Consider the following 23,326-nt stretch of genomic DNA (forward strand, 5'->3'; position numbering starts at 1 on the left):
CAGTTTGTTTTCCACTGCCCAGGAGTTACCCATGAATCAATTCACTCAGCTCATCCCGGCCGGCGTCAGCGAGCTTGATCTGACCTTGCTGCGCCAGACCATCGCCTTGTCTGAGGCATCGAAACAACGCGGTCGCCATCCGTTCGCGGCATTGGTGGCCGATCGCAACGGCAAGGTGATTGTTGAAGCCGGGAACAATTCGATGACACCGGAAGGCGATCCGACTCAGCATGCCGAGTTGGTGGCGGCCGCAGCAGCGGCAAAACTGCTGTCACCGCAAGAGCTGGAACTGTGCACGCTGTACACCAGCGCCGAACCTTGCTGCATGTGTGCCGGCGCTGTGTATTGGACGGGCATCGGGCGGGTGGTTTACGCCTTGTCGGAGCATGCGTTGCTGGGATTGACCGGTGACCATCCGGAGAACCCGACGTTCTCGCTGCCATGCCGCGAGGTGTTCGCCAAGGGGCAGCGCAAGGTCAGTGTGTTGGGTCCGATGCTGGAGGGCGAGGCGGCTGAGCCGCACAAGGGTTTTTGGTCGTAACAGGGAGCTCCAGAAACGACAAGGCTCTGAATAAATCAGAGCCTTGTCGTTTAAGACTGACGAATTGAACGTGTTATTTCGATGTGTCTACGCTGGTTGAGCAAGAAAGCCTGTAATGCTCATAGTTCAAATCCTTTAGCCTTTCTGGCAGCTTGTAAGGGGCGGGGCAACTCTTGCCCTGCCACTTGATTGTGATGATGCCTTGATCTTTGGTAACAAGCGCTAACGCCTTGCCGGTGGGGTCGGAAAGCGCCAGTTGTTTACCATCGGCGTCCATCAGTACGGCTCCGAATGGGAGGGGTTTGCCCTCGGCATCGTAGAGTTCGAACTGGATCCGTCGACCTTTGCTGCCCTCGAAGCGCGCGAGCACGACTGAACCTCGTCTCGGTACGAGTTGTTGAGTGGCGTTGTCCAACTCGATTTCACCGCCGAGATTGCGTGTATCCAACGTCACCCAGTTCACGCGATAGGGCTGTGCATTTGGAACGACGGCATAGCCGTTGAGGCCGGTTTTTACGCCGGAGTAGCTGCTGACTTCTACCCCTGACATGCCAGGCACCGCGACCAGTGCGAATGTTTCGCCGACGGTCTGGCCCATGTTGATGCCCCCCGCGTGGGCCACGATTGATCCGGCCGCGCTCAGGTTCTGTGATTCATAACCGCTGCCTCGGCTATAGCCCAATCCAAGATCACCCATCGCTGTACGGGTACTCAGGCTCAGTGAGCCAGAGCGATCACCTTGCACACTGCGCCCGGTCTGTACGGAATAGTAGGTGTCACTGTCTTCAGTCAGATAACCATTGATCCCGGCTTGTGTACTGGTGCCGGTATTCTGATGATTGCTGGAAATATAGGCGCGAGGTGCGCGAGGTGTCGATCCGAGTGGGAATGAAATCGAAACGCTCAATTGGGTGTCGTGAGTGGTGTCACCGCGTGCGCCGAACTCTTCGGTTTTACTCAAACTGATGTTGTAGTTCAGGTCGCGCCAATTATTGTTGTAACCGGCAGAAAAGCTGCGCGAGCCACCGCGATCCCAATAGCGCTGATCACTGGCATTCAAGTACAGCGACCCGTACTGGCGCGCTTCGCCCAGGGTCTGGTTGACCGTGAGGTCGGTACGGGTTTTGGCGTTACCTGCGCGCCGCGTAGCGCCGGTGCTGGTGTCCTGAACGTGGTCGGTCAGCGTGCGATAACCCTCGGTCGAATAACGATAGGCGGCGAGGGTGAAGCTGGTATCGGTGCCGGTGAAGGTCTTTGCATAGAGCGCGCGTACGCTGCTGCCCTGGGTCGTTTTACCGAATGCCTTGCTGGACGATTGCGTGAGGTCCAGTGACATCGCGCCAATCGACGTGTTCTTCGCCGCACCGACTGAAAGCGCTTTGAAACCGTTGCTGGCCTGAATGCCGGCAATGCCTGTCAGGTTGCTGGTCAAACCGTAGGCGAAAGTACCGCCCAGGAAGGCCGGCTTGTCGTAGCCCTCGCTGTTGTTGTTGAATTTGCCGCTCGACAGGCTGTACTTCAATTGACCCTCACGCACCATCGTCGGCAGGGCGGAGAACGCCTGCCGGGTGACCTTGCGCCGACCATCCGCCTCGACAATGGTGATCTCCAGATCGCCATTGGAACCCGATGGATAGATATCACTGATCTCGAACGGCCCCGGCGGCACGTTGGTGGTGTAAAGAATGTAGTTATCCTGGCGGACCTCGATCTTCGCATTGGTTTCAGCCACGCCACGAATGATCGGCGCATAGCCGCGCTCACTGTCTGCGCGCATGCCTTCATCAGAGGCCACCTTGACGCCTTGATAGCGCACGCTGTCGAACAGATCCGAATCGGAGAATATTTCCCCCGCACTCAGTTGCCCCTTGATCGCCGTGAGGTCGCGCTGGATGAACGTGCGGTTGCTGACAAACCGATTGGGCCGGCCGGTGGCACTGCTCAGATTGGACTCGTTGCGCAAACGCCAGGCACCGAAGTTGATGCCGTTGCGCAGCCCCAGATTATTGGAGATTTGCGTCGAGTAATCGGTTTTGCTGCGGGTGCTGCTCAACTGATAGTTGATGAACCCGGCGGCCACGCCATCGTCCCAAAGCTCTGGGTCCACATAGCCGCGCATGCCACGTGCCATCGCGACCTGCGGCACGCTGATATTGAGGCGCAGGCGGTTGGCGTCAAAACTGATACTGGCTTGCTCGATCATCGACGCAAGATCGTAGTGATCGGCCGGCCGTTGCTCGTCAACCAGGCCTTGCTCACGCAGTTTGCGCATGTCTACGCCCAGCTGCTGTAACAATTCCAGGGTGATACGTGGCTCGACTTTGCCGTTGAGCGGGTTGGCCGCGAAATCAACGTCGCGACGACCGACCAGCGTGCCGTTGCTGAACACGTCAACGCGATATCGGCCCGGCAGAACGCTGTTGGCATTCAACAAGGGTTGCAGATCGACCGCCGATGAACCTTCAAGAAACAAGGTATTGAAAGCTTCACCCGCTACCGCGGCGGGGGCATCGGCACCCATGGCGAATCCACAAATGGCCATATTGATGGCAAAGCACAATGGATGCAGGCAGCCCAACGCCGTTTTGTTTTTATGGCGCGCAACGTGATGCTTTACACAACTTGCAGATGTGTGGTGTTGGGAGGAAAACATGCAATTTGCCTTATCAGTCCGTGTTGCTTCAACCGGAGTCCGGAACTCGTAAATAGCTTGTGAATTGGCGGGGTGGGGCGGGGAAGTTACTGGGCGGATGCATCTTTCACGCGCTCGGCATGACTTTCGGTAGCGCTGAGTGGTGCATCGAATCGTTGTTGTGCGCCGTAATCATTAATGGCTGAAAACGTCAGACGCGGAGATCCAGGTGGCAACTCTTTCAAGTTGAATGAACGAACTTCGCCCGGAACGATCATTGTCGAATCAATCACCAACTCTGCTTTTTTTCCTGCAGCGACTTTCAGGTCGGCCAGCGACACATGGTAATTACTCTGGTTTTTTACTTTCAGTACCGACTTGCCAGCTTGCGTGACCAATTGCCATACAAGTTGCACCGGCGCTTGCGCGGCGTCACCGGTCAGTCCGTTCGGGCGGAAAAAAACCTTGATGCGCTGACGCACCGCCAGTTGCAGGGTGTTGACATCGGCAGCACTGGCCTGAGGGATTTCCTGCACGTTCAGCCACACCACCGACTCTTTGTCTGCAGGCATGCCCCGGCCCTCATAGAGAATCCTCAACAGTTGCTGTTGATTGGGTTCGAGTCGGGCCAGCGGTGGAGTCACCGCAAATGGCGGCGCGCTGCCAGCGGTGTCGCCGGCATCCAGCCACGATTGCGCGAGGATGGTTTGCCCGCCGTTGCGCACGGTGACGTTTGCCTCTTTGTGCGCGCCATCGAAAATGATCCGGGTGGAACTCAAGGAGATGCTGGCGAATGCCGAGTGCGTCATCAACAACCCGGCAAGCCCCAGGCAGAGCGGAAAATAGCGACTTAACATAGTTTTCACCGATTGATCTGGTCGGGAAGGACGAGGCACAGCGGCCCCGTCCAGGTATTACGCGCTGCTTATTCGTATTCGAGAACGAACGGCAGAGTGGCGTTACCGGTACCTGCAGTAGCGGTGGTCTTGTCGCCGGTGGTGACGTAAGCGGCTGCGAAGGACAGGGTGCCGTCGCCGCCAGTGGTGCCGTCGCCAGTCAGGCTGGTCTGTACTTTGGCAGTGGCTTCGGAGCTCAGGTCGATCAACTGGCCGTTGCTGTCCAGCAACGCGATACCTACGCCTTTGGCCGCATCAGTACCCTGCAGCTTGAGAACTTTCTTGCCATCAACCAGGCCCGAACCGCCGTTGACGGTTGGTTTGAACAGCATCGACACCTTGGTGCCGGCGTTGCAGTTCACTTTCAGGTTGAAATCGTTGGCAGCCACGCGACCAGCACCCGGGGCAGAATCGGTGCCCATGTCTTTGATCGATACGCTGCCCATGTCCACGGCGATCATCTTGTCGTTACCCGAAGCGCCATCTACCGAGCACGCATCGTTGTTGATGACGCCGGTGAAGCTGATCTGACCGCTGCCGCCCTTGACGGCTTTAGCGGCTTCTTCAGCCAGTGCACCAGTGGAGGCAGCCAGTACGGAAAGAGTGAGTACTGCGAAAGCGAACTTTTTCATGTTTATATCCGAAGTTATTGTGAAGTGCTGCATTTGAAATGCCTGGTCATCTTAGGTCGGTGATAGCGATGGGTCTTTGAGATTTGTCTTAAAGCGTGGCAAGTGCGAGTTATTCAGCAATATCGGAAGTGCATGTTTATAATTTCATTCAATTGTATGGCGGACTAAATGAGACAATTCTCAAAGTCGCACGGGCTCTGTCTGGTTAGTATGCGCGGATGCAGAAATTCTCAGTCAATGCAAAGTTTGTGAACGGTCTTTCTGCTTGAAAGATAATCCAGACGTTTTTGCTATTAATGGCTGATAGAAAGAGGTTCCCGGTTTGTGAACACGCTTCGTATATTGGTATTGGAAGATCACGCCTTCCAGCGCACGGCTGCGGTCAGCGCGCTTAATAGTCTGGGTTACAAAAATATCTTTCAGGCGGCTGACGGCAAGGATGCGCTGGCTGTGATCTCCCAGGCAGGGGGCGTGGACGTTGCGTTGTGTGACTTGAGCATGGCCGGGATGGATGGTTTGACCTTTTTGCGCCTGGCGAGAGAGGCCGGATTGATTCGCGCAGTGATCATCTGCAGTTCATTGCCTGAAGACTTGTTGCGCACGGTTGATCGAATTGTCACGTTGCAGGGCCTGGAATTGCTTGGCAGTGTTGCAAAGCCGTTGATGGTCGATGTGCTGGCGCCATTGCTGGCGCGCTATCGGCCGCACAGCCAGGTCGATGTCAAAGTGGCGGAAAGTCATCTCGATCAGCCTTCGGAGAACGAAGTGCTTGAAGCGATACGTCGGCAGGAATTTCGCGCGTACTTCCAGCCCAAGTTTCATCTGCGCAGTGGTGAAGTGGATGGCGCCGAGGTGCTGGTGCGCTGGCAAAGCCCCAGTCGCGGGTTACTTTCACCGGGCATGTTCTTGCCCACGATCGAGCGTTGCGGGCTGCTCGACGAAATGTTTTTCAGCCTGCTCACGCAAGGATTGAGTCTGCAGCGTTTCGTGCAGTCCCACGGCAAGCCGTTCAAACTGGCATTCAATCTCGACGTGACGCAGATGGCCAACCCGAATCTTGTCGACCGGATCAAGGCACTGTTGCGCATTCACGGCGCCTCGCCAGCCGGGCTCATATTCGAGCTGACGGAAACCGGTCTGCTGCAGATGCCCGAGATCAGCATGGAAAACATGGTGCGTCTGCGCATGCTCGGCTTCAGCCTGGCAATCGATGATTTCGGTGTCGGCTATTCTTCGCTGGAGCGACTGTGTCAGATGCCGTTCAACGAAATCAAACTCGACGCCGGCTTCGTGCAGAATTTCCAGCAGGCTCGCTACAGTGCGGTCATCCACGGTGCCTTGGCCTTGGCGCGCGAGCTGGACATGCGTGTGGTGGCAGAAGGTATTGAAACCGCAGACCAGGTTCATCACCTGGCTCGACTCGGTTGCCAGTGGGGGCAGGGCTTCTTCTACGCTCGCCCCATGAATTGGGCGCATCTGGTCGATTGGCGCTTCGAGGGTCAAAAGTCGTCCTGGCGCCGCGCAATAGGTACGTCCGACCTTTGATGCGCGCTCGCGGTCTGACTTTTGGGACAAAGCCCTATTTCGTCGTGTCTTCAAAACAATCATCATGTGCCGAGAAATCAATCAGATGCACCTGAAAGCTTCGGTGATGCCCGGGATCTGCTGCGGTTGCCAAGTGCTGATGATCCTTCAACCCTCCTCATCATGGAGTTGCTCATGCATTGGTCAGTCGTGAATCCGTTACGCGTTGCCATCCTTGATGATCACTCGCTCATACGTCTGGCGATGAAATCGCGGCTGACGCGCGAAGCCGAGTTCAGTGTCGTGGGCGTGTACGGGAGCAGCGCGCAGTTGCTCGCTGGATTGCGCGAGGTCGAAATCGACCTGCTGATACTCGACTACAAGCTGCACGATGGCGAGCTGGACGGGCTTAATCTGATTCGCCTGCTGCGCAAGCAATATCCAGACATGCGCATCCTCGTCTCATCCTCTGAAGAGCGCCCGGCGGTGGTGAACATGGCGATCGGAGCGGGCGTCAGCGGATTCTTCGGCAAGTCCCAGCCAGTCGATGACCTGATCACGGGCATCCGTTGCGCAGCGTCCGGCCAGTTGTACCTGTCGCCGGCAATGGCCTTCGAGCTTGATGTGCTGCCTGCGTCGGTCGATGAACCTGCTGGTGCCAATGATGACGGCGCGGCGCACAGCGACGATTTCCTGAGCAATCCTTTGCTGTCGCCGAAAGAGAAAGAAGTCTTGCGTTGCTGCCTCGAGGGTATGGGGGTGACGCAGATTGCTTTGAAGTTCTCGCGCAGTCGCAAAACCATCAGTGGGCAAAAACAGGCCGCTTTCAAAAAGCTTGGCATTCGTGGTGATGCAGAGCTGTTCAAGTTGCAGCACAGCCTGACAGCCGACAACCAGGGATAACACGCTTATGTTTCAACTGTTGCGCGGTGTTTTGCTCGTCAGTGTGCTTTTCGTATTCGGTAGCGGGTCGTTGTGGGCAGCAGAGCCGCGCACTCTGCAGGTGTTCGGTCGATCAGACTGCAAGGAGGTGCAGGTCGATCTGAGCAATGAAGACTGGAGTTGGCTCCGGCAGAAACGCAGCCTCGTATTGGGATCGGCGCTTCCGGATTTCCCGCCCTATGTCATGACCGCCAGCGGTACGCGTTATGAGGGGATTGCCGCCGACATCGCCTGCATTATCGGTCAGGCCCTGCATGTCGAAGTTACCGTCAAGGCATATCCCGACCGTCGCGATGCCATGGCGGCGCTTGAACGTGGCGACATCGACATGTTGGGCAGCTCCAACAGTTTCGAGTTGATCGACGGCCTCGTTACGCTCAGCAAGCCTTATGTCGAAGACGTGCCGGCAATGTTCATGCGCGGCGATGATCGGCGACCGATGCCGGCCAATCTGGCCGGTTTGCGTATTGCGGTTGCCGACGATTACCTGCCATCCAGTCAGCTGCATGGCTTGTATCCCAACGCCGAGTTCGTACTTTTCCCATCGAACGAGTTGGCACTGGCTGCGCTGGCCTTTGGCAAAGTCGATCTGTTTCTGGGCGACACGGTGTCCAGCAACTATCTGATCAACCTCAACTACTTCAACTATGTGCGCCTGCACTCTTTCGTCAAAACGCAAACCAACGGTTTCAGCTTTGCCCTGCGCCGAGGTAATGATCAATTGCTGCGTCTGATCGACTCGGTCATCGAGTCGATGGGAGAGGGCAAGATAGCCGAAATCACCAAACGCTGGTCCGGTGGCGGCGGGGCACTGACCCCCAAACGTATTGACCTGACACCCGGCGAAGCACGCTGGCTTGAGCTGCACCCGGTCGCGCGGTTCGTGATCAATGACGATCAGGCGCCATTTGCGTTCTTTGATGGCGATGGCAACTTTGGCGGAATCGGCGCCGATCTGCTGGAACTGATTCAGCGGCGCACTGGTTTGCAGATCGATGTGAAGCGCACCGACAGCTTTTCCAGCTTGAGCACACGCCTGCTGGATGGCAGCGCCGATATCTCGTTGCTGACGCCAACCGTCTCCCGTGAAGTCGGTATGCGTTTCACCCACCCGTTCCTCGCCAGTCCTTTTGTGATCGTCACCGCCAAGGACGCTGGCGCGCCTTCAAGCCTGCAGGAGCTACGCGGCAAGCGCGTCGCCGTCCCCGAGAGCTCGGCGGAGCGTGAGCTGCTCAAGGATTATCCCGACATTGAAATTGTCGACAACGAGACAGTGCTGGGGGCGCTGGCTGACGTGAAGGATGGGCGAGCAGACGCGATGATTACCACGCTGCACAGTGCGCGCTATTACATCGCTCACATCTACAGCGACAGTTTGCGCATCTCCAACATCGTCGGCATGAACAAAGGTTTCCTCGCCTTCGCCGCCCGACGCGCCGATACCGAACTGGTCAGCATTCTGAACAAGGCTCTGCTGAGCATTCCACCCGACGAGCTGGACGTGATCCTCAACCGTTGGCGTCCCATTGCCGCGTTCTCGGGACTGTCGTGGCGCGATTACAAGGTGTTGATCTATCAAATCAGCGCTGGTGCCTTCTTGATTATCCTCGGATCGCTGGCGTGGAATTTCTATATTCGCCGGCAGATCCGCGAACGCAGTCGGGCAGAGCGCTTGCTCGGCGATCAACTGAAGTTCATGGGGGCGCTGATCAACGGCACGCCGCATCCCATTTACGTACGCGATCGGGAAGGTCGGCTTGTCACCTGCAATAACAATTATCTGCAGACGTTTGGCCTGTTGGAAAAAGACGTGATCGGCAAGACCGTGCTCGAAAGCGGCAAGCGCAATCGCCAGGAAGCGTTGCAATTTCACGATGACTATCTGCGCGTCATCGAGCGGGACGAACCTTACGAGGTGGATCGCACGCTGCATGTTGGTGAAACGCGGCTGATCATTTATCACTGGATCCAGCCTTATCACGACACGACGGGGGAAGTCAGAGGCGTGATCTGCGGCTGGATCGACATCAGCGAACGCCGCGAACTGATCGAGGAGTTGCGTTCGGCGAAAGAGCTGGCCGATGAGTCAAGCCGCGCCAAAACCACGTTCCTCGCGACCATGAGCCACGAGATCCGTACGCCTATGAGTGCCGTGATCGGCATGCTCGAACTCACCCTCAAGCGCGCCGAGCAGGGCCACTTTGATCGACCGGCGATTGAAGTCGCCTACGACTCGGCGAAAGGCCTGCTGGAGCTGATCGGCGATATCCTCGATGTGGTTCGCATCGAGTCTGGGCATGTCAGTCTTTCGCCCAAACGTGCCAACCTGCGCGAACTTGTGGAGTCCGTGGCGCGGGTGTTCGACGGCTTGGCCAGGCAGAAGAGTCTGGTATTGAAGCTCGATATCGACGCCACAGTCGGCTGTGACGTACTGGTTGATCCGATGCGCTTCCAGCAGGTGCTCTCGAATCTGGTCGGCAATGCCATCAAGTTTACCGATACCGGGCATGTCAGCGTCTCGATTCGCGGCCAACGCCTTGCTGACGAACGTTTGCAGGTCGATCTCAAAGTCGAGGATACCGGCATCGGCATTTCCAGCGCTGATCTGCAGAACCTGTTCCAGCCGTTTTCGCAAGCCAATCACGGCCCCTCGAACCGGGGCGGCACCGGTCTGGGATTGGCGATTTCACGTTCGTTGTGCGAGTTGATGGGCGGGCGACTGAACATCACCAGTACGCTGGGCAAAGGCACCTGCCTGGAAGTATCGCTGTTCTTCAATATCCTCAGTCCGCTCGGCGGCAAGGTGCTGCCTGTTTCGGTTGTCCAGGACAAGCCAGTGCCGACGCTGCGGATTCTGGTAGTGGATGACCAGAGCGCCAACCGTCTGCTGCTGACGCAGCAGCTCAGCTTTCTTGGCCAGGCGGTGCGTGATGCTGCCGATGGAGCGCAGGCATTGGCATTGTGGCGTTCGGAGCCGTTCGACATTGTGATCACGGACTGCAACATGCCGGTCATGAACGGCTACGAACTGGCCCGCACTATTCGCCAGGACGAACGCGACAGTGGTGGAGCGCGGTGTATCGTGCTGGGCTTCACAGCCAACGCGCAGCCGGAAGAAAAAGTGAAATGCCGAGAGGCGGGGATGGACGACTGTCTGTTCAAACCGATCAGCCTCAGCACCTTGTCGACCCTGCTTGCCGGCTGGGAAAAGGACGTCGAAACCGAGCCAGTTGAAAGCCCGCCTGCGGCGGGTATCAAGGAGCTGGGGTCGATTCGCGAGCGTCTGACCGAGCTCACCGGAGGCGATCTCGACATGATGAAAGAACTGCTGCGCGAGGCGCTGTCGAGTTGTGAGAAGGATCTGGAGGAGCTGCATTCGCTGATACCCGAAAGCGATCCCGGGTTGCTGGCTGACCTGGCACATCGGATCAAGGGCGCGGCGCGCATTGTCGCCGAGCATCAGGTCATCGAGGCGTGTAACGACCTTGAGGCCGAGTGCGAAGCGCCGGTCATCGATCCACTGGATATCAATCGCAGCGCGTTGAAGCTGGAGCATGCACAGGCTGATCTGATCAAGAAAATCAAACGGGTCGAGCTGTAACCGTATTGGCGCAGGGCTCTGCTGACTGGCCTTGCATTGAAGGGGGACGTTAAAGATCATTTTGCAACGGGCGATACCTTGGTTAATAACCATGGAGTTTCGCGATGATCATTCGACGTCCTTTATTGATTGCCTGTCTCTGCCTGCTGAGTTTTGACACCGTCAGCGCGGCCCAGTCTGCGCCTGTCAGCGGAGTGATTCGCTTCAGCGGACAGATCGTCGAGACAAGTTGCATGGCGAGTGGCGCCAGCCGTGCTTCTGCTTCTGTCGAGCTGCTTGATTGTCCGCAGGCGAGCACTGGTCAGATGTTCTCGGTGACCAACGTTAGTGCGGCAGGGCGGGGTGAGCCGCGCCAGCAAGTGTTCGTGAAGATGATTGCCGATACCCACGAGCAGGAAAAATATTACGACCAGCGTTTGCTGCTCACGGACAACAAGGGCCATCAGATAACGACTGGCAATTACGTCGTGACGCTGACGCTGCCTTGATGGACTGAGAAGAATGAGTTTGCGCCCCTTGTTTCAAGGTTACTGACAACAAGGGGCGTTAATAATGAGAATTGTCTGGTTCGTATACGACCGTCCCGCGCTTCTGGCATTGCGCCGCTCGCCACCGTTGCAAAATCCCTCCCTCCAAAGACTTTGAACCAGGCCGGGCCTCGCTAGCGCGGGCTTGTCATCAAGGTGTGGTTTTCGCTCAGCGATCCCTGTGGTCATTTTGAGACAAGTCTCATATCGGCCAGGTTGGCCCCTTGGTTATTTTCTTGAAAGGAAGAATGGAGCTGCCAAAGGTGTCCGATGTTTCTTGAAAATAACCGAAGTCGATCCTTGCGGATCCTGATCGCCGATAACGACGTGCGTAGAGGTCTGTCGATTGAACAACAGTTCAACAAGCTGGGCTGTCTCAGCGTAGTGAACGTCTGTACTTATCGTGACCTGAGAGTACTGACGTATTACTGCCCCCAACGGCTCAGCCTGGTCGTCGTCAATGCTGAGTTGCTCAACGAGATGGCGATGGATCCGCTCGATTTTTTTGGGGAAAACCCGCTGATTCGTCACCTGCTGATTTTCAACCCCAGTGATGATCATCAGTGGTCGAAGACCGTCTTCAACCCGCATCCGCAACGCTGGATGCGTCTGGTCTCGAAAATCGATCTGCCGCGATTGGCGGATTTTCTGATGCTGGCCGACCCGACGCTCAAGGAGCTGGCGGAGCCGGCCTCATCCGACTCCACGCTTTCTTCGGGCGCAAACCGCTAGCTGTTGCGCCTTCGCGCGGTAATCCGCTTGTGCTTTGAGGTGCTATTGCTCAGCGCCTGCTGTGCTGCCCGCTCGTTTGCCCCATTGTCTTGAATACACTCTAAGGTAAGGCATCATGCTGCTTCGTAAACTCAATCTCGCGCCGCGTTCGGCGCTGTGTTTTGGCTTGTTCTGTCTCATGATTATCGCGATCGGATTGATCGCCTTGCAGCAAGTCGACTTGCTCAATAAGGCGGAGACCTATGTCGAGACGACCATCGTGCCGAGTATCAAGCTGCTCGGACAACTGGATCGTGAACTCATCGAAATCAAGGGCAATAACGCCCGCCTGCGCAACCCTATTGAAACCCCTGAGCGCAAGGCTCAGGCCCTGATGGACATTCAGCAATCGCGTCAGCTCATCAAAAATCATCAGCGCGCACTCATTGATCTGCTGGCAACTGACGCCGGACGTGAGGCCTTCGAGGCGTTCGCCAAAGCACAACAGGTCAATGATCAGGCGCAGGACCAATACCTTGAAACCGTGGCGAACGGGCAGCTTGAAGCGGCCATTGCGCTGTCAAAGAATCAGATGCGTGCCGCCTCGGACGGCGTGCAGGTCGCGCTCAAGAAGCTGATTGCTCTCAATGAGATCGAAGCTTATGAAGCGGGCAAGCAGGCCGACAATGTCTACGAACACACGCTGTGGATCGTCAGTGTGTTCATTATCATTGCCATCGGTGCTTCCTTGGCCCTGGCGGTGTTGTACACGCGCAGTCTGACGGTGCCGATTGCAGGCTCACTAAGGGTAGCGGAGTGCATCGCCGCCAACGATCTGAGCGAAACCATCGCGCTGGATGGTTCCGATGAGGCAGCGCAGATGCTGTCGTCGTTGGCCGCGATGCAAGCCAGTTTGCGTGATGCGCTGATCATGATCCGTGACTCGTCCACGCAGTTGGCCGAAACCTCGGAAGTCATGCACGGCGTCACCGAAGATATTTCGCGTATCACTCAGCGTCAGAGTCATGAAATCGAAATGGCCGCCACCGCCGTGACGCAAATGAGTGCGGCGGTGGAGCAGGTCGCGGACAACGCCGCATCGACCTCGCAACTGACGTCGGAATCAAGCGCCGCAGCCATTGCCGGTAAAGCCCAGGTCAGCGAAACGGTCGCGGCAATCAATCTGATGGTTTCCAGCGTGCATGGCACCTCGGCAGAAGTGCAGGCGCTTTCTACGATGGCGAGCGATATCAGCAGCGTGCTGGACGTGATCCGAGAAGTCGCCGAACAAACCAATCTGCTCGCGTTGAACGCGGCCATCGAGGCGGCGCGGGCGGGGGAGGCGGGCCGCGGCTTTGCCGTGGTTGCAGATGAGGTGAGAGGGCTGGCGCAGCGTACGCAGAAATCGACCGAGGACATCGAGTCCATGGTCAGCTCCATTCAGTCGGGCACCAGCAGGGCAGTTACGTCCATGAGCCACACCCGCTCTCAAGCTGAAAGAACACTCGAGATGGCCAATATCGCCGGCGAAGTGCTGACTGACATCACTGGGTCTCTGAATCTTATCAATGAACGAAACCTGCTGATGGCGACCGCTGCCGAAGAGCAGGCTCAGGTTGCGCGCGAAGTGGATCGCAGCCTGATCAGCATTCGCGACCTGTCTTGCGAAACTGCAGAAGGCTCGAAACAGACCGCCGTTGCGTCGGCGGAGCTTTCGCAATTAGCGGCATCGCTGAATAAGTTGACCAAGGAATTCAAGCTGTAAAGAGTGAGCAGGAAGCCCTGATCACCAGGGCTTTGTTTGATCCGCGGTCAATCCTGTTGTGCAGCGGCCGCTACCTCATTTCTGTGTTGGCTGCTCGGTTTGTGCCGTCAGTTGTTCAATGCAGGTGGCGAGTTGTTTTTCATAGCTTTCAAGCACCGCTTCGGCTTCAGCTTCGCGCTCATCACGCAAGCGAAAGAAGTCATCGCGACTGAGCTGGTCCGCTACGAGGCGGATATTTTGCTCGATGATCGCGCACAGTGAATCTTCATCCTCTAACGCGGCGCTGGTTTGCGCCGCGCGTTGAGTGTTTTCGAGCTCCGTCTTTGCCGTCTCGGCGGCCTTCGCCTGTTCCTTCGCGGTAAGCAGGTCAGTCTCCAGTGCCTGCTTTTGTTCTGCCAGACGCTTGAGTTCTGCGCTCATTGACTGGATGGCATCGGCTCGCTGTGTGAGCTGGATCTCCTGCTTTTGCACCACGGCCTTCAGTGGAAACAGATTGTTGAGCTCATAACCGGCGGCGACAGTCATGGCGATCAGCGCCAGTGCCAGAATCGTCAGGCAATAGATGGCGGCGTTGCTCTGGGGTTTTGGGCTATTGAGGGTATCGAGGGCTCTCACGGAATCGTTTCTCCTTTCAAGAGTGGACAGTGTAATGACCGATTTCCGTTGCGCCTTTAAGACGAGTCTTAAATTGTCTGTTGGTTATCTGCGCTGGTAAAGGATGGTGTTCAATAACGTGTCCTTTTATAGGTTTTTCCGATTTGGCTAGTTAGCTATAAATCTATGAGAATTGTCTGTTTGTTGAATAAATAAACTTTTTGCGCAAGTGCTGTTTATTTATTATCTTCTCGTTCCGATTGTGGTGGTTTTGCTGCCGATTAAATATTCGCGCCATCGTCAGTCATTCAGTTGTTTGCATGCAATGCAGAGTCAGAGAGAGTGCTATGAAGTTATCCCGTATATCAATTGTCGGACTCTTGTATATGCTGTCGTCAAATACAATGGCGGCGGTATGCGAATTTTATCCCGATAATTCCATGGGCGACCTCCGAGTTGTCCTTCCGGCCACGATCTCGGTGCCGCGGGACACGCCGAACGGCACGGTTATCTATGAAAGCCCAATCGTGACCCTGGGAGCCATTCCCAGTTCGTTCAGGTGCTCTGCGGTACACAATGAAGGTGTTCGCAATTCTGTGGGCGTCACCCAATCAGGCGCGCAGATTTTTCCTGTTGGAAATACCGGGATCGGCTGGCAATGGATTCGACCTCCATCGGGCAAAGCATGGAAAGGCTTTCCGGGAGACACCGACGTTGCTGGCGGTTGGGGGTGGAATGGCACTCAGCACATCTTGCGTCTTGTAAAGACGGGTGAGATTTCCGGTAGTGCGACGATACCCTCAGGCCAATTGGGGAAATTTGTCGCTGCTGAAATCGAGCCTCTGGCATTGAATACAAGTGGCACGCGGGTGGTCTCACAGTCTTGCGAAACACCCGATGTAAAAGTTGATATGGGTAGCTATAACTTGAGCGATTTCCCGAAGAACGGTGCCTATGCCAAGGAGCAATACTTTTTTCTCAGTATGAAAAACTGTCCTGCCGGAATAAACAACTTCCGCTACTCCTTTTCGCCCACTGCGGGCAGCCCTCTGTGGGACGCTAATACTGGCATGGTAAATCTGAACAGTAGTTCCACTGCCAAAGGTTTGGCATTGCAGATGCGCTTCAGAGACGGGAAGCCACTCAAGCTGAATCAGAACTACATAATGAAAGCGCCTACATCGGAAGGCGGGAACGCATCTGTAGACTTGCAAGCGCGCTTCGTGCGCATTGAGCCCGCGAATTCACAAATGAGAGCGGGCAATGCCAATGCCGAAATTGCCTTTGTCGTTGAGTATCTATGAGGAAGCCAACAGCTTCTTCACCTCAGCCACAATCACTTCAATGTCGAAAGGCTTGGGCAGCACCACGTCAAACAGATCCGAGCGCTGCATGCCGATGTGCGCCTGCGCTCCACTCATGAGAATGATCGGCAGGTGTTTGACGGAAGGCTGAGCACGCACGGCTTCGGCGAATTCGAGGCCGTCCATGACCGGCATCATGAAGTCCGTGATGATCAGTGCTGGCCGTTCTCTCTCCAGCACTTCGAGGGCTTTCTTGCCATTGCTGGCCGTCACCGTCATGAAGCCTTCATCCTCCAGCGCAAAGCCAAGAATGTCAGCAATCAGATACTCGTCGTCGACTACCAGGATGGTGGTCATGTTATTTCAACCCGCTCGAAGACTTACGATATTGAACCAGGCAATGACTCAGATGAGACGGAAGGTTCATTTCTCAAAGCCTTTTCCAGGAACACATCTTGATCACGGATGACTACCTCGAACCGCGAAGGGTTATAGGAGCTATCACGTATCTTGAGAATGGAAAGCGTCCTGCGAAGTTCAGCGTGATTTTCAAAGAAACGCATGAGAATCAGGTTGTCGGCAATACTGGACAGGTCGGAATTCGGTGCGCTGACCTCGGAGCCAAACAGATCGCGCATTTCCCACGAGGCGAAGACCGTGACGCCTCGGGATCGCAGCTCGTTCATCAGAGCACTGAAAAAATCGGTGATGCGTTCCGGTGTGGTTGAAACCCGAGTCATGCCGCTGAGGCTGTCGATGAACAGGCGCTTGATACCTTTTTCATCGACCAGGCTCAGCAGGCGCGCACCGAGGGCGTCGAGCAAGCCCTCGGTGGTCGGCTGCCAGGCAATGCTCAGTGCACCGCTGTGTTCCATTTCTTCAATATTGATGCCCAGCGAACGGCCTTTGAGTCGCAGCCGTTGCGGGCTCTCATAGAAGCCGAAATGCAGGCCCGGCGCTTCGGCCGTCGACTGCGCGAGAAACTTCAGCCCCAGCGTGGTTTTGCCGATCCCGGAAGGTCCCATGACGAGCGTGACGCTGGAGCTGTGCAAGCCGCCACCGAGGATGTCATCCAGCGAAACGATGCCGCTGGGAATGCGTGTCATGTCTGCGCTGTCGGGGGCGGAAGGGCGTTTGTACAGACTTTCCAGGCGCGGATAGACCACCAGGCCTTTTTCGGTGATTTCACACTCGTGAACACCGGTCAAAGCGCCGCTGCCGCGGGTCTTGCGCAGGTGAATGCGGCGCACCGATCGCGTGCCGAACAGCTCTTCGCCCATTTCGATGACGCCGTCGACCATCGTGTGTTCCGGGCTGCCGTCGTCCAGGCGCGAGCTGGTGAGAAACAGCACGGTGCAACCGGCGAATGCCGCATGGCCTTGCAGTTCGGAGATGAATTTTTTCGTGTCGATCGGTGAGTCGGCCTTGGAGCGCGCGTTGAGCAAACCGTCGACGACCATGACCGTCGCTTTCTGCCGGCTGATTTCGCGCCGCAGCAGTTTCACCACTTCATCGAGGCCTTCGTTTTCCAGCGTATCGAAAGCGCTGACAAACTGTATTTCAGCGCCCACTCGCGAGGCGTCGAAAAAACTCATGGTCGACAGAAACTGAAACAGTCGGTCGTGAGACTCGGCCAGCAAGGTGGCGACCAGAACGCGACCGCCATTGCGGGCATGATTGAAGCCGAGCTGATTGGCGAGGATGGTCTTGCCGGAACCGGGGCGGCCCTGAACGATGTACGAAGCACCCGCGACCAGGCCACCCTGAAGCAGCGCGTCGAGCCCTTCGATTCCGCTTTGAAGGCGTTTTAGCTTTTCCACTATGCGACCCTGATCTGAAAAAACAGGCTTGTTAAGCCGGATGGTTGAAATGCTAACGCCATTTCCATTTTGGAGCCATGGCGGTGGAGGCAAAGTAGCGTTGGAAAGTGGCGCTTGGCGAATGGCGGCACGCAATCCGGGAATAAGGACAACCCGCGCGCAAGAAGATTCGATTGCCAAATCCCGCGAACGACAAAGGCGGAACAGGCAGGGCTTTGCCTGACTGAGATAACGCAGGCGATGGGATTCGGACTCATGGCGACGGCCAGCGAATTCTCACGCGCCTGCCGCCGCAGCGGGCGAGTAAAAATTCAGATCCACTGTCGCCTGGATGGACACCCATTGCCTTGAGAGTCCTGGAAAGTCATGTGCGTCGGTACTACTGCGCAATAGGTATGTGCGAGGAGGGGGTACGATGAGTAAGGGTAGCAAGGGGTCAAAACGATTGAGGCGGGGTCCTGCCATCCAACGTTCATAAAAACTTAACGAGATTGCTGCAGAGTTAAGGAGCCCCTATAAGGAGTTTCCTTGATGAAACGATTGATCAAGTCTGCTGCGTTCGTTGTGACTGCATCTCTGTTGGCTACCTCAATGTCCTTCGCGGCGGAAAACGTCCGGTTGACAGGCTCCGGAGCCAGTTTTCCGGCACCGATCTACCTCACCTGGTTCAAGGATTTCAGCAAAAAGTCGGCGGGTGTCACTGTGGATTATCAATCCAAGGGCAGCGGTGCGGGTGTACAGGACTTTTTGAATAAAACCGTTGATTTCGCCGCCAGTGATTCTGCGATGAAAGACGAAGACATTGCCAAGGTGGGCGAGGGCGTGCAGTTGCTGCCAATGACAGCGGGTGAAATCGTGCTGGCTTATAACCTGCCGGGCAATCCTAAAGGGCTCAAATTGCCACGCGACGTCTACTCCAACATTTTCCTGGGCAAGATCACGCGCTGGAACGACCCGCAGATCGCCGCAGCCAACCCTGAATTGAAACTGGCCGATACACCGATCACGGTTGTTGTGCGAGCAGACTCCAGCGGTACCACTGCGGTGTTCACCAAGCACCTGGCGGCCATCAATCCGGAGTTCAAGCAGGCGCTGGGGGAGGGCAACACCGTCAACTGGCCGGCCAGCGACAAATTCATCAAGTCGCCCAAGAATGACGGTGTGACAGCCACCGTACGCCAGACGCCGGGTGCCATCGGTTACATCGAATACGGCTTTGCCAAACTTGCCAAGGTTGACTTCGCGCAGTTGCAGAACAAGGCCGGTCAGTACGTGGTCCCGAACGCGGAAAGCGGCGCCGAGGCACTCGCTGCGGTAAAAATGCCCGAGAGCCTGGTGGCCTGGCTGCCAGATCCGGACGGCGCCAAGTCTTACCCGATCACTTCCTACACCTGGATGATCTTTCGCAAGGACAACGGTAACCCGGCCAAGGCCAAAGCCATGCGCGAGATGGTCGAGTACAGCTTGACCGAAGGGCAGAAAATCGCCGACTCGATGGGTTATATACCTTTGCCACAGTCGGTCGTCGATCAGGTTCGCAAAGCGTCTGCCAACATCCAGTAAGCGCTCGTGAGGCCTCTCTCGGCGCCTGCTTGCAGCGCCGGGAGAGTTTCCCTTCATTCCGGAATTAGCCAATGAACACACCTTTTGTCGTACCGGTTAATCCGGCTTCTGCGTGCCAACCACCGTCCGCAAAGGACTTTCTGGTCGACCGCGTCTTCCGTGCGCTAGCGCAAATAGGCGTGGTGCTGATTCTGACGCTGGTCTTTGCGCTGATATTCGAAGTAGGGCGCAAGGCCATTCCCGGCATTGAGAAGCACGGCCTGGATGTGCTTTTGGGGTCCGTCTGGGATGTCAATCAGGGCAAATACGGCATTCTGCCGGCCATTTGGGGGACGCTCTACAGTGCTTTCATTGCGCTGCTGATCGCCGGTTTTTTCGGTGTCAGCATGGCGATTTTTCTGACCCAGGATTTCCTGCCCGCCAAGCTCGCTGCCGTCTTCCGTACCATCGTCGAGTTGCTGGCAGCCATCCCCAGCGTCGTTTATGGTCTCTGGGGGATCTACGTGGTGATTCCGGCAATTCGGCCGCTGGCGGAGTGGCTGAACAGCGAACTCAGCTGGATACCTTTTTTTGGCACGTCGTTGAGCGGACCTGGACTGCTGCCGGCGGCGCTGGTGCTGGCAATCATGATTCTGCCGACCATTGCTGCCGTGTCGCAGGACGCCCTCACCGGCGTACCGATGAAAACCAAGCAGGCTGCCTACGGCATGGGCACCACCCACTGGGAAGCCATTCTCAAGGTGATGGTGCCATCTGCCGCCACCGGCATCTTTGGTTCCCTCGTCTTGGGGCTGGGCCGCGCGTTAGGTGAAACCATGGCGCTGGCCATGCTGGTAGGCAACGCAAACAACATCTCCCTTTCTCTCTTTGCCCCGGCCAATACGCTGGCGGCCTTGCTGGCGTTGAATTTCCCCGAGGCAGGGCCGAATGAGATTGAAGTGTTGATGTACGCCGCATTGGTCCTGATGTTCATCACGCTACTGGTGAACATCATCGGTTCCATGATCATGGTCTATGCCCAGCGTGGTACTAAATAATGACTGACATCACGTCCTCTGAGGCTGCATTTCCTAGTCTGCAGCGCAAGTTTGAAGGTCGCGCGCTGCGCAGCCTGGTGTTGACCATGCTGGTCTGGGGCGGTGCGCTATTGGCCAGCGTGCCATTGATCTCCGTGCTCTACATGCTGATCACTCGCGGCGGGGCACGTCTGAATCTGGAGGTCTTCACCGAACTTCCGCCCACCGGTTTCGAGACGGGTGGTGGCTTCGGCAACGCGATGGCCGGCACTTTCGTCATGGTCGGTATCGCAGCGGCGATCGCGGTGCCGGTAGGCATCATGGCTGCCATCTTTCTGGCGGAACTGGGCCCTGACAGCAAGCTGGCAAACACCGCGCGCTTTGCCGCCAAGATGCTCACGGGGCTGCCCTCCATTCTGGCCGGGGTGTTCGCCTACGCGCTTGTCGTGATGACCACTGGTACTTACTCGGCGCCGGCCGGTGGCGTGGCACTGGCCGTGCTGATGTTGCCGATCGTCGTGCTGACGGCTGAAGAGTCGATGCGGATGGTGCCCAAGATCATGAAAGATGCCGCCTACGGCATGGGCTGCACCCGTTCACAGGTCATCTGGAAAATCGTCTTGCCGACCGGCATGCCGGCGATCCTCACCGGGGTCATGCTGGCCGTGGCTCGCGCTGCGGGCGAAACCGCACCTTTGTTGTTCACGGCGTTGTTCAGCAACTACTGGATCTACCACGATGGCAGCCTGGCGGTCATGAATCCGACGGCCTCGCTCGCCGTGCTGATTTACAACTTTTCCGGCATGCCCTTCGACAACCAACTCGAACTGGCATGGGCGGCCTCGCTGGTGCTGGTGATGATCGTACTGGTCGTCAATATTGTCAGCCGTATTTTCGGCAAGCCCAAGTACTGAGAACGGAGCATCTGAACCTTGAACGCATCAAATCTGCAAGTCGCGGCTCCGTTTGTCACTCAGGCGCCAGTGGTCATGGACTGCAAGCTGGACAAGATTTTCTACGGTAACTTCCTGGCCGTGCGTGACAGCCATGTTCCGATCGAAAAAAACAAGATCACCGGTTTCATCGGTCCATCGGGTTGCGGCAAGAGCACCGTGCTGCGCAGCCTCAACCGGATGAACGATCTGGTGAAGGGATTTCGCTTTGAAGGGCACGTGCATTTCCTCGGACAAGACGTTTATGGAAAGGGCGTCGATCCAGTGGTCGTGCGTCGTTATATCGGCATGGTGTTTCAGCAGCCGAATCCGTTCTCGATGAGCATTTTCGACAACGTTGCATTCGGCCTGCGCCTCAATCGCTACAAGGGCGATCTGGGCGACCGCGTGAAACATGCCTTGCAGGGGGCCGCGCTGTGGGATGAGGTCAAGGACAAGCTCAAGGTCAGCGGCCTGTCCCTCTCCGGTGGCCAGCAGCAACGGCTTTGCATCGCCCGTGCCATTGCGACCGAACCGGAAGTGCTGTTGCTGGACGAGCCGTGCTCGGCACTCGACCCGATCGCGACCCGGCGGGTCGAGGAGTTGATGATCGAGTTGAAGAAGGATTACACCATCGCCCTGGTGACTCACAATATGCAGCAGGCCATCCGCGTCGCTGACACGACCGCTTTTTTCTCGGTTGATATTTCCCAGGGGACGCGCACCGGCTATCTGGTCGAGATGGGGCCGACAACCCAGATATTCGATAAACCGCGTGAACAAATGACCGAAGACTACATCAGCGGCAAGTTCAGCTAAGCAGCAATTATCCAGTCAAGACGGCAAGCGGCCATGGACAAGGGTGCGGTACTGGCATCCGGCCGTTTGACCCTTTTATCTACCGTTCTCAGGATTGCCAATGTCTGCAACGCGTCGTCTTGATTTGCCCGCGATTGAACGGGTATTGCGAGAGGTTCAGGGCCGTTTCTCCGAACTCAGCAGGCACTTTACCGAGCCTCGCGATCCCTTCACTGACGAAGTGCTGCACAATGTGCTTGAAGGCTATGCGCTGATTGACGACTATGTCGCTCGCGGTGTCGACCTGTTCGACCTTCAGCAACTGAACCTGATGCTGGAGATCAACGCTACCGTCCTCTGTGGCCGGGACCCGGTTCGCCGGCTGGAGTACGCTCAACACCTGGCGGCGACCGAAGAGCACTTCTTCAACAACGTTGAGGGGGGGATAAAGGACCTGTTCAACTGGTATTGCGCGTATCGCAGCGAGTCAGTCTGGAAGCGAGCGGCTGGCGTTTATGTTCGAATCCTCAGCAAACCGCAGTTGTTTATCGAGGGTAATAACCGCAGTGGCTCACTCATCGTCAGCTATTTGCTCATGCGCGCGGGATTACCTCCATTCGTGCTGACGCTGGAAAATGCCGGGGGGTACTTCAATCCGTCCTCGGTCATCCGCAACTCCGCCAAACATGGGGTAAAGGCGTTGTATGAATTGCCCAAAATCAAGAAAAAGTATGCGGCCTTCCTCGAAGGTCAGGCGCCTGAGTCGATGAATTTTTTACTCAAAGACAAGACCTCGCCCGTCTTGCAAGGGGGAGATTGATGAGCGGGCAACCCATTTCCGCCAGGTACCAGGCTTCCGTCAGCCGCGTTTGGCAAGCCATGCTCGGTGCTATCCCCATGAGCGTATTCGCTCGCCAGCGCATACGGGTTTCGTTCGATATCGATGACACGCTGGCCTGCCAGCTGCATCACTGTGCCGTCGAGCAGAGCTGGTTGCCGGCCTGCTTGCATCGTTGGTTCGGTGAGCCACTGCGATGCGGTACGCGCTCATTGACCCGCGAGTTGCGGCGTCAGGGCTGCAGTATCTGGGTTTACACGTCCTCCGGTCGGACCCCGGCCTATATCAGGCGCTGGCTGTTGTTGTATGGCATCCGCGTCGACGGGGTGGTCAACAGTGTGGTGCATAACCAGGCATTGGTGACAAACGGACTGTCAAACGGTCCGTCGAAATTCCCCCCGGCCTTCGATATCGACTTGCATGTCGATGACTCCGAAGGGGTGCGCTCGGAAGGCCATGATCACGGTTTTCGCGTTGTTGTCGTGCACCCGGAGGATGAGCATTGGGCGCAGCGGGTTCTGGATGCCGTCGCTGACGTACAGGCACTGCTCGCCCGGCAACAACAGGGCAGGAGCAGGAATCCGGCGCAACAATGTCCGGAAGCCGTGTCCTGATTTTCAGTGCAGACAAAAACGCCGCTCAATGAGCGGCGTTTTTTGTAGCGGGCAGTGACGCGTCGCGGGTTATTGC

Annotated in this window: 20 protein-coding genes; 14 read left to right on the top strand and 6 right to left on the bottom strand. The window is 56.7% G+C overall.

Going from position 1 to position 23,326, the window contains the following annotated elements; all coding sequences use genetic code 11:
- Window positions 1-31: 31 nt before the first annotated feature.
- On the top strand, window positions 32-541 hold the full coding sequence (locus AC0ZWN_RS12930; RefSeq protein WP_427120155.1) for a nucleoside deaminase: 510 nt from the start codon (window positions 32-34) through the stop codon (window positions 539-541).
- 73 nt (window positions 542-614) lie between these two features.
- On the opposite strand, the gene AC0ZWN_RS12935 is transcribed toward AC0ZWN_RS12930, so the two are convergent.
- From AC0ZWN_RS12935 to AC0ZWN_RS12945, 3 genes are all read right to left on the bottom strand, one after another.
- Entirely contained in the window at window positions 615-3,083 is a 2,469-nt protein-coding gene (locus AC0ZWN_RS12935; protein WP_476335359.1) for a fimbria/pilus outer membrane usher protein, read from the bottom strand.
- Between the two features lie 197 nt (window positions 3,084-3,280).
- Complete coding sequence (locus AC0ZWN_RS12940) at window positions 3,281-4,030, bottom strand: fimbrial biogenesis chaperone (RefSeq protein ID WP_476335361.1); 750 nt, start codon at window positions 4,028-4,030, stop codon at window positions 3,281-3,283.
- Between the two features lie 68 nt (window positions 4,031-4,098).
- Window positions 4,099-4,701, bottom strand: a complete 603-nt coding sequence (locus AC0ZWN_RS12945; protein WP_016986831.1) for a fimbrial protein — start codon at window positions 4,699-4,701, stop codon at window positions 4,099-4,101.
- A gap of 324 nt (window positions 4,702-5,025) precedes the next feature.
- Between AC0ZWN_RS12945 and AC0ZWN_RS12950 the strand changes: the two genes are divergently transcribed.
- The 6 genes from AC0ZWN_RS12950 (at window position 5,026) to AC0ZWN_RS12975 (ending at window position 13,771) form a co-directional block, all read left to right on the top strand.
- Entirely contained in the window at window positions 5,026-6,246 is a 1,221-nt protein-coding gene (locus tag AC0ZWN_RS12950; protein ID WP_116256129.1) for an EAL domain-containing response regulator, read from the top strand.
- Window positions 6,247-6,420: 174 nt separating this feature from the next.
- Complete coding sequence (locus tag AC0ZWN_RS12955; protein WP_093431564.1) at window positions 6,421-7,128, top strand: response regulator transcription factor; 708 nt, start codon at window positions 6,421-6,423, stop codon at window positions 7,126-7,128.
- 7 nt (window positions 7,129-7,135) lie between these two features.
- A complete protein-coding gene (locus AC0ZWN_RS12960; protein ID WP_476335300.1) occupies window positions 7,136-10,768 on the top strand; it encodes a transporter substrate-binding domain-containing protein in 3,633 nt (1,210 codons plus the stop codon).
- Between the two features lie 104 nt (window positions 10,769-10,872).
- On the top strand, window positions 10,873-11,256 hold the full coding sequence (locus tag AC0ZWN_RS12965) for a hypothetical protein (protein WP_093431571.1): 384 nt from the start codon (window positions 10,873-10,875) through the stop codon (window positions 11,254-11,256).
- Between the two features lie 309 nt (window positions 11,257-11,565).
- Window positions 11,566-12,027 (top strand): hypothetical protein, encoded by a 462-nt coding sequence (locus AC0ZWN_RS12970; RefSeq protein ID WP_093431574.1) that lies wholly within the window; start codon window positions 11,566-11,568, stop codon window positions 12,025-12,027.
- A gap of 115 nt (window positions 12,028-12,142) precedes the next feature.
- Complete coding sequence (locus AC0ZWN_RS12975; RefSeq protein WP_258708223.1) at window positions 12,143-13,771, top strand: methyl-accepting chemotaxis protein; 1,629 nt, start codon at window positions 12,143-12,145, stop codon at window positions 13,769-13,771.
- A gap of 75 nt (window positions 13,772-13,846) precedes the next feature.
- Here AC0ZWN_RS12975 and AC0ZWN_RS12980 read toward each other — a convergent pair whose 3' ends face one another.
- Window positions 13,847-14,386: a hypothetical protein gene (locus tag AC0ZWN_RS12980; protein WP_093431579.1), complete on the bottom strand. Its 540-nt coding sequence runs from the start codon at window positions 14,384-14,386 to the stop codon at window positions 13,847-13,849.
- 419 nt (window positions 14,387-14,805) lie between these two features.
- On the opposite strand from AC0ZWN_RS12980, the gene AC0ZWN_RS12985 reads away from it, so the two are divergent.
- Window positions 14,806-15,669 (top strand): fimbrial protein, encoded by an 864-nt coding sequence (locus tag AC0ZWN_RS12985; RefSeq protein ID WP_476335363.1) that lies wholly within the window; start codon window positions 14,806-14,808, stop codon window positions 15,667-15,669.
- On the opposite strand, the gene AC0ZWN_RS12990 is transcribed toward AC0ZWN_RS12985, so the two are convergent.
- Both AC0ZWN_RS12990 and AC0ZWN_RS12995 read right to left on the bottom strand, forming a co-directional pair.
- Window positions 15,664-16,026, bottom strand: coding sequence for a response regulator (locus AC0ZWN_RS12990; protein ID WP_095048986.1), 363 nt, complete (start codon window positions 16,024-16,026; stop codon window positions 15,664-15,666). The genes AC0ZWN_RS12985 and AC0ZWN_RS12990 overlap by 6 nt on opposite strands.
- 23 nt (window positions 16,027-16,049) lie before the next feature.
- Window positions 16,050-17,489, bottom strand: coding sequence for an ATPase domain-containing protein (locus AC0ZWN_RS12995; protein WP_476335301.1), 1,440 nt, complete (start codon window positions 17,487-17,489; stop codon window positions 16,050-16,052).
- A 531-nt stretch (window positions 17,490-18,020) separates the two neighbouring features.
- Between AC0ZWN_RS12995 and pstS the strand changes: the two genes are divergently transcribed.
- From pstS to AC0ZWN_RS13025, 6 genes are all read left to right on the top strand, one after another.
- Entirely contained in the window at window positions 18,021-19,052 is a 1,032-nt protein-coding gene (gene pstS, locus AC0ZWN_RS13000; protein WP_093431591.1) for a phosphate ABC transporter substrate-binding protein PstS, read from the top strand.
- 71 nt (window positions 19,053-19,123) lie between these two features.
- Window positions 19,124-20,089 (top strand): phosphate ABC transporter permease subunit PstC, encoded by a 966-nt coding sequence (pstC, locus tag AC0ZWN_RS13005; RefSeq protein WP_186622269.1) that lies wholly within the window; start codon window positions 19,124-19,126, stop codon window positions 20,087-20,089.
- Entirely contained in the window at window positions 20,089-20,982 is an 894-nt protein-coding gene (gene pstA / locus AC0ZWN_RS13010) for a phosphate ABC transporter permease PstA (RefSeq protein ID WP_476335302.1), read from the top strand. The genes pstC and pstA overlap by 1 nt, the downstream gene beginning before the upstream one ends.
- A 75-nt stretch (window positions 20,983-21,057) precedes the next feature.
- Window positions 21,058-21,819: a phosphate ABC transporter ATP-binding protein PstB gene (pstB, locus tag AC0ZWN_RS13015; RefSeq protein WP_217827632.1), complete on the top strand. Its 762-nt coding sequence runs from the start codon at window positions 21,058-21,060 to the stop codon at window positions 21,817-21,819.
- A 100-nt stretch (window positions 21,820-21,919) separates the two neighbouring features.
- On the top strand, window positions 21,920-22,618 hold the full coding sequence (locus AC0ZWN_RS13020) for a hypothetical protein (protein ID WP_095048981.1): 699 nt from the start codon (window positions 21,920-21,922) through the stop codon (window positions 22,616-22,618).
- 59 nt (window positions 22,619-22,677) lie between these two features.
- Window positions 22,678-23,250: a hypothetical protein gene (locus tag AC0ZWN_RS13025; RefSeq protein ID WP_476335365.1), complete on the top strand. Its 573-nt coding sequence runs from the start codon at window positions 22,678-22,680 to the stop codon at window positions 23,248-23,250.
- The last annotated feature ends 76 nt before the right edge of the window (window positions 23,251-23,326 follow it).

The organism is Pseudomonas sp. 3B-A001-10F (assembly GCF_056313565.1).

Excerpts from the sequence above, each read along its gene's own strand:
- AC0ZWN_RS12930 (WP_427120155.1), top strand. The coding sequence starts at position 32 with ATGAATCAATTCACTCAGCTCATCCCGGCCGGCGTCAGCGAGCTTGAT.
- AC0ZWN_RS12935 (WP_476335359.1), bottom strand. The coding sequence starts at position 3,083 with ATGGCCATTTGTGGATTCGCCATGGGTGCCGATGCCCCCGCCGCGGTA.
- AC0ZWN_RS12940 (WP_476335361.1), bottom strand. The coding sequence starts at position 4,030 with ATGTTAAGTCGCTATTTTCCGCTCTGCCTGGGGCTTGCCGGGTTGTTG.
- AC0ZWN_RS12945 (WP_016986831.1), bottom strand. The coding sequence starts at position 4,701 with ATGAAAAAGTTCGCTTTCGCAGTACTCACTCTTTCCGTACTGGCTGCC.
- AC0ZWN_RS12955 (WP_093431564.1), top strand. The coding sequence starts at position 6,421 with ATGCATTGGTCAGTCGTGAATCCGTTACGCGTTGCCATCCTTGATGAT.
- AC0ZWN_RS12960 (WP_476335300.1), top strand. The coding sequence starts at position 7,136 with ATGTTTCAACTGTTGCGCGGTGTTTTGCTCGTCAGTGTGCTTTTCGTA.
- AC0ZWN_RS12965 (WP_093431571.1), top strand. The coding sequence starts at position 10,873 with ATGATCATTCGACGTCCTTTATTGATTGCCTGTCTCTGCCTGCTGAGT.
- AC0ZWN_RS12970 (WP_093431574.1), top strand. The coding sequence starts at position 11,566 with ATGTTTCTTGAAAATAACCGAAGTCGATCCTTGCGGATCCTGATCGCC.
- AC0ZWN_RS12975 (WP_258708223.1), top strand. The coding sequence starts at position 12,143 with ATGCTGCTTCGTAAACTCAATCTCGCGCCGCGTTCGGCGCTGTGTTTT.
- AC0ZWN_RS12985 (WP_476335363.1), top strand. The coding sequence starts at position 14,806 with ATGGGCGACCTCCGAGTTGTCCTTCCGGCCACGATCTCGGTGCCGCGG.
- AC0ZWN_RS12990 (WP_095048986.1), bottom strand. The coding sequence starts at position 16,026 with ATGACCACCATCCTGGTAGTCGACGACGAGTATCTGATTGCTGACATT.
- pstS (WP_093431591.1), top strand. The coding sequence starts at position 18,021 with ATGAAACGATTGATCAAGTCTGCTGCGTTCGTTGTGACTGCATCTCTG.
- pstC (WP_186622269.1), top strand. The coding sequence starts at position 19,124 with ATGAACACACCTTTTGTCGTACCGGTTAATCCGGCTTCTGCGTGCCAA.
- pstA (WP_476335302.1), top strand. The coding sequence starts at position 20,089 with ATGACTGACATCACGTCCTCTGAGGCTGCATTTCCTAGTCTGCAGCGC.
- pstB (WP_217827632.1), top strand. The coding sequence starts at position 21,058 with ATGGACTGCAAGCTGGACAAGATTTTCTACGGTAACTTCCTGGCCGTG.
- AC0ZWN_RS13020 (WP_095048981.1), top strand. The coding sequence starts at position 21,920 with ATGTCTGCAACGCGTCGTCTTGATTTGCCCGCGATTGAACGGGTATTG.
- AC0ZWN_RS13025 (WP_476335365.1), top strand. The coding sequence starts at position 22,678 with ATGCTCGGTGCTATCCCCATGAGCGTATTCGCTCGCCAGCGCATACGG.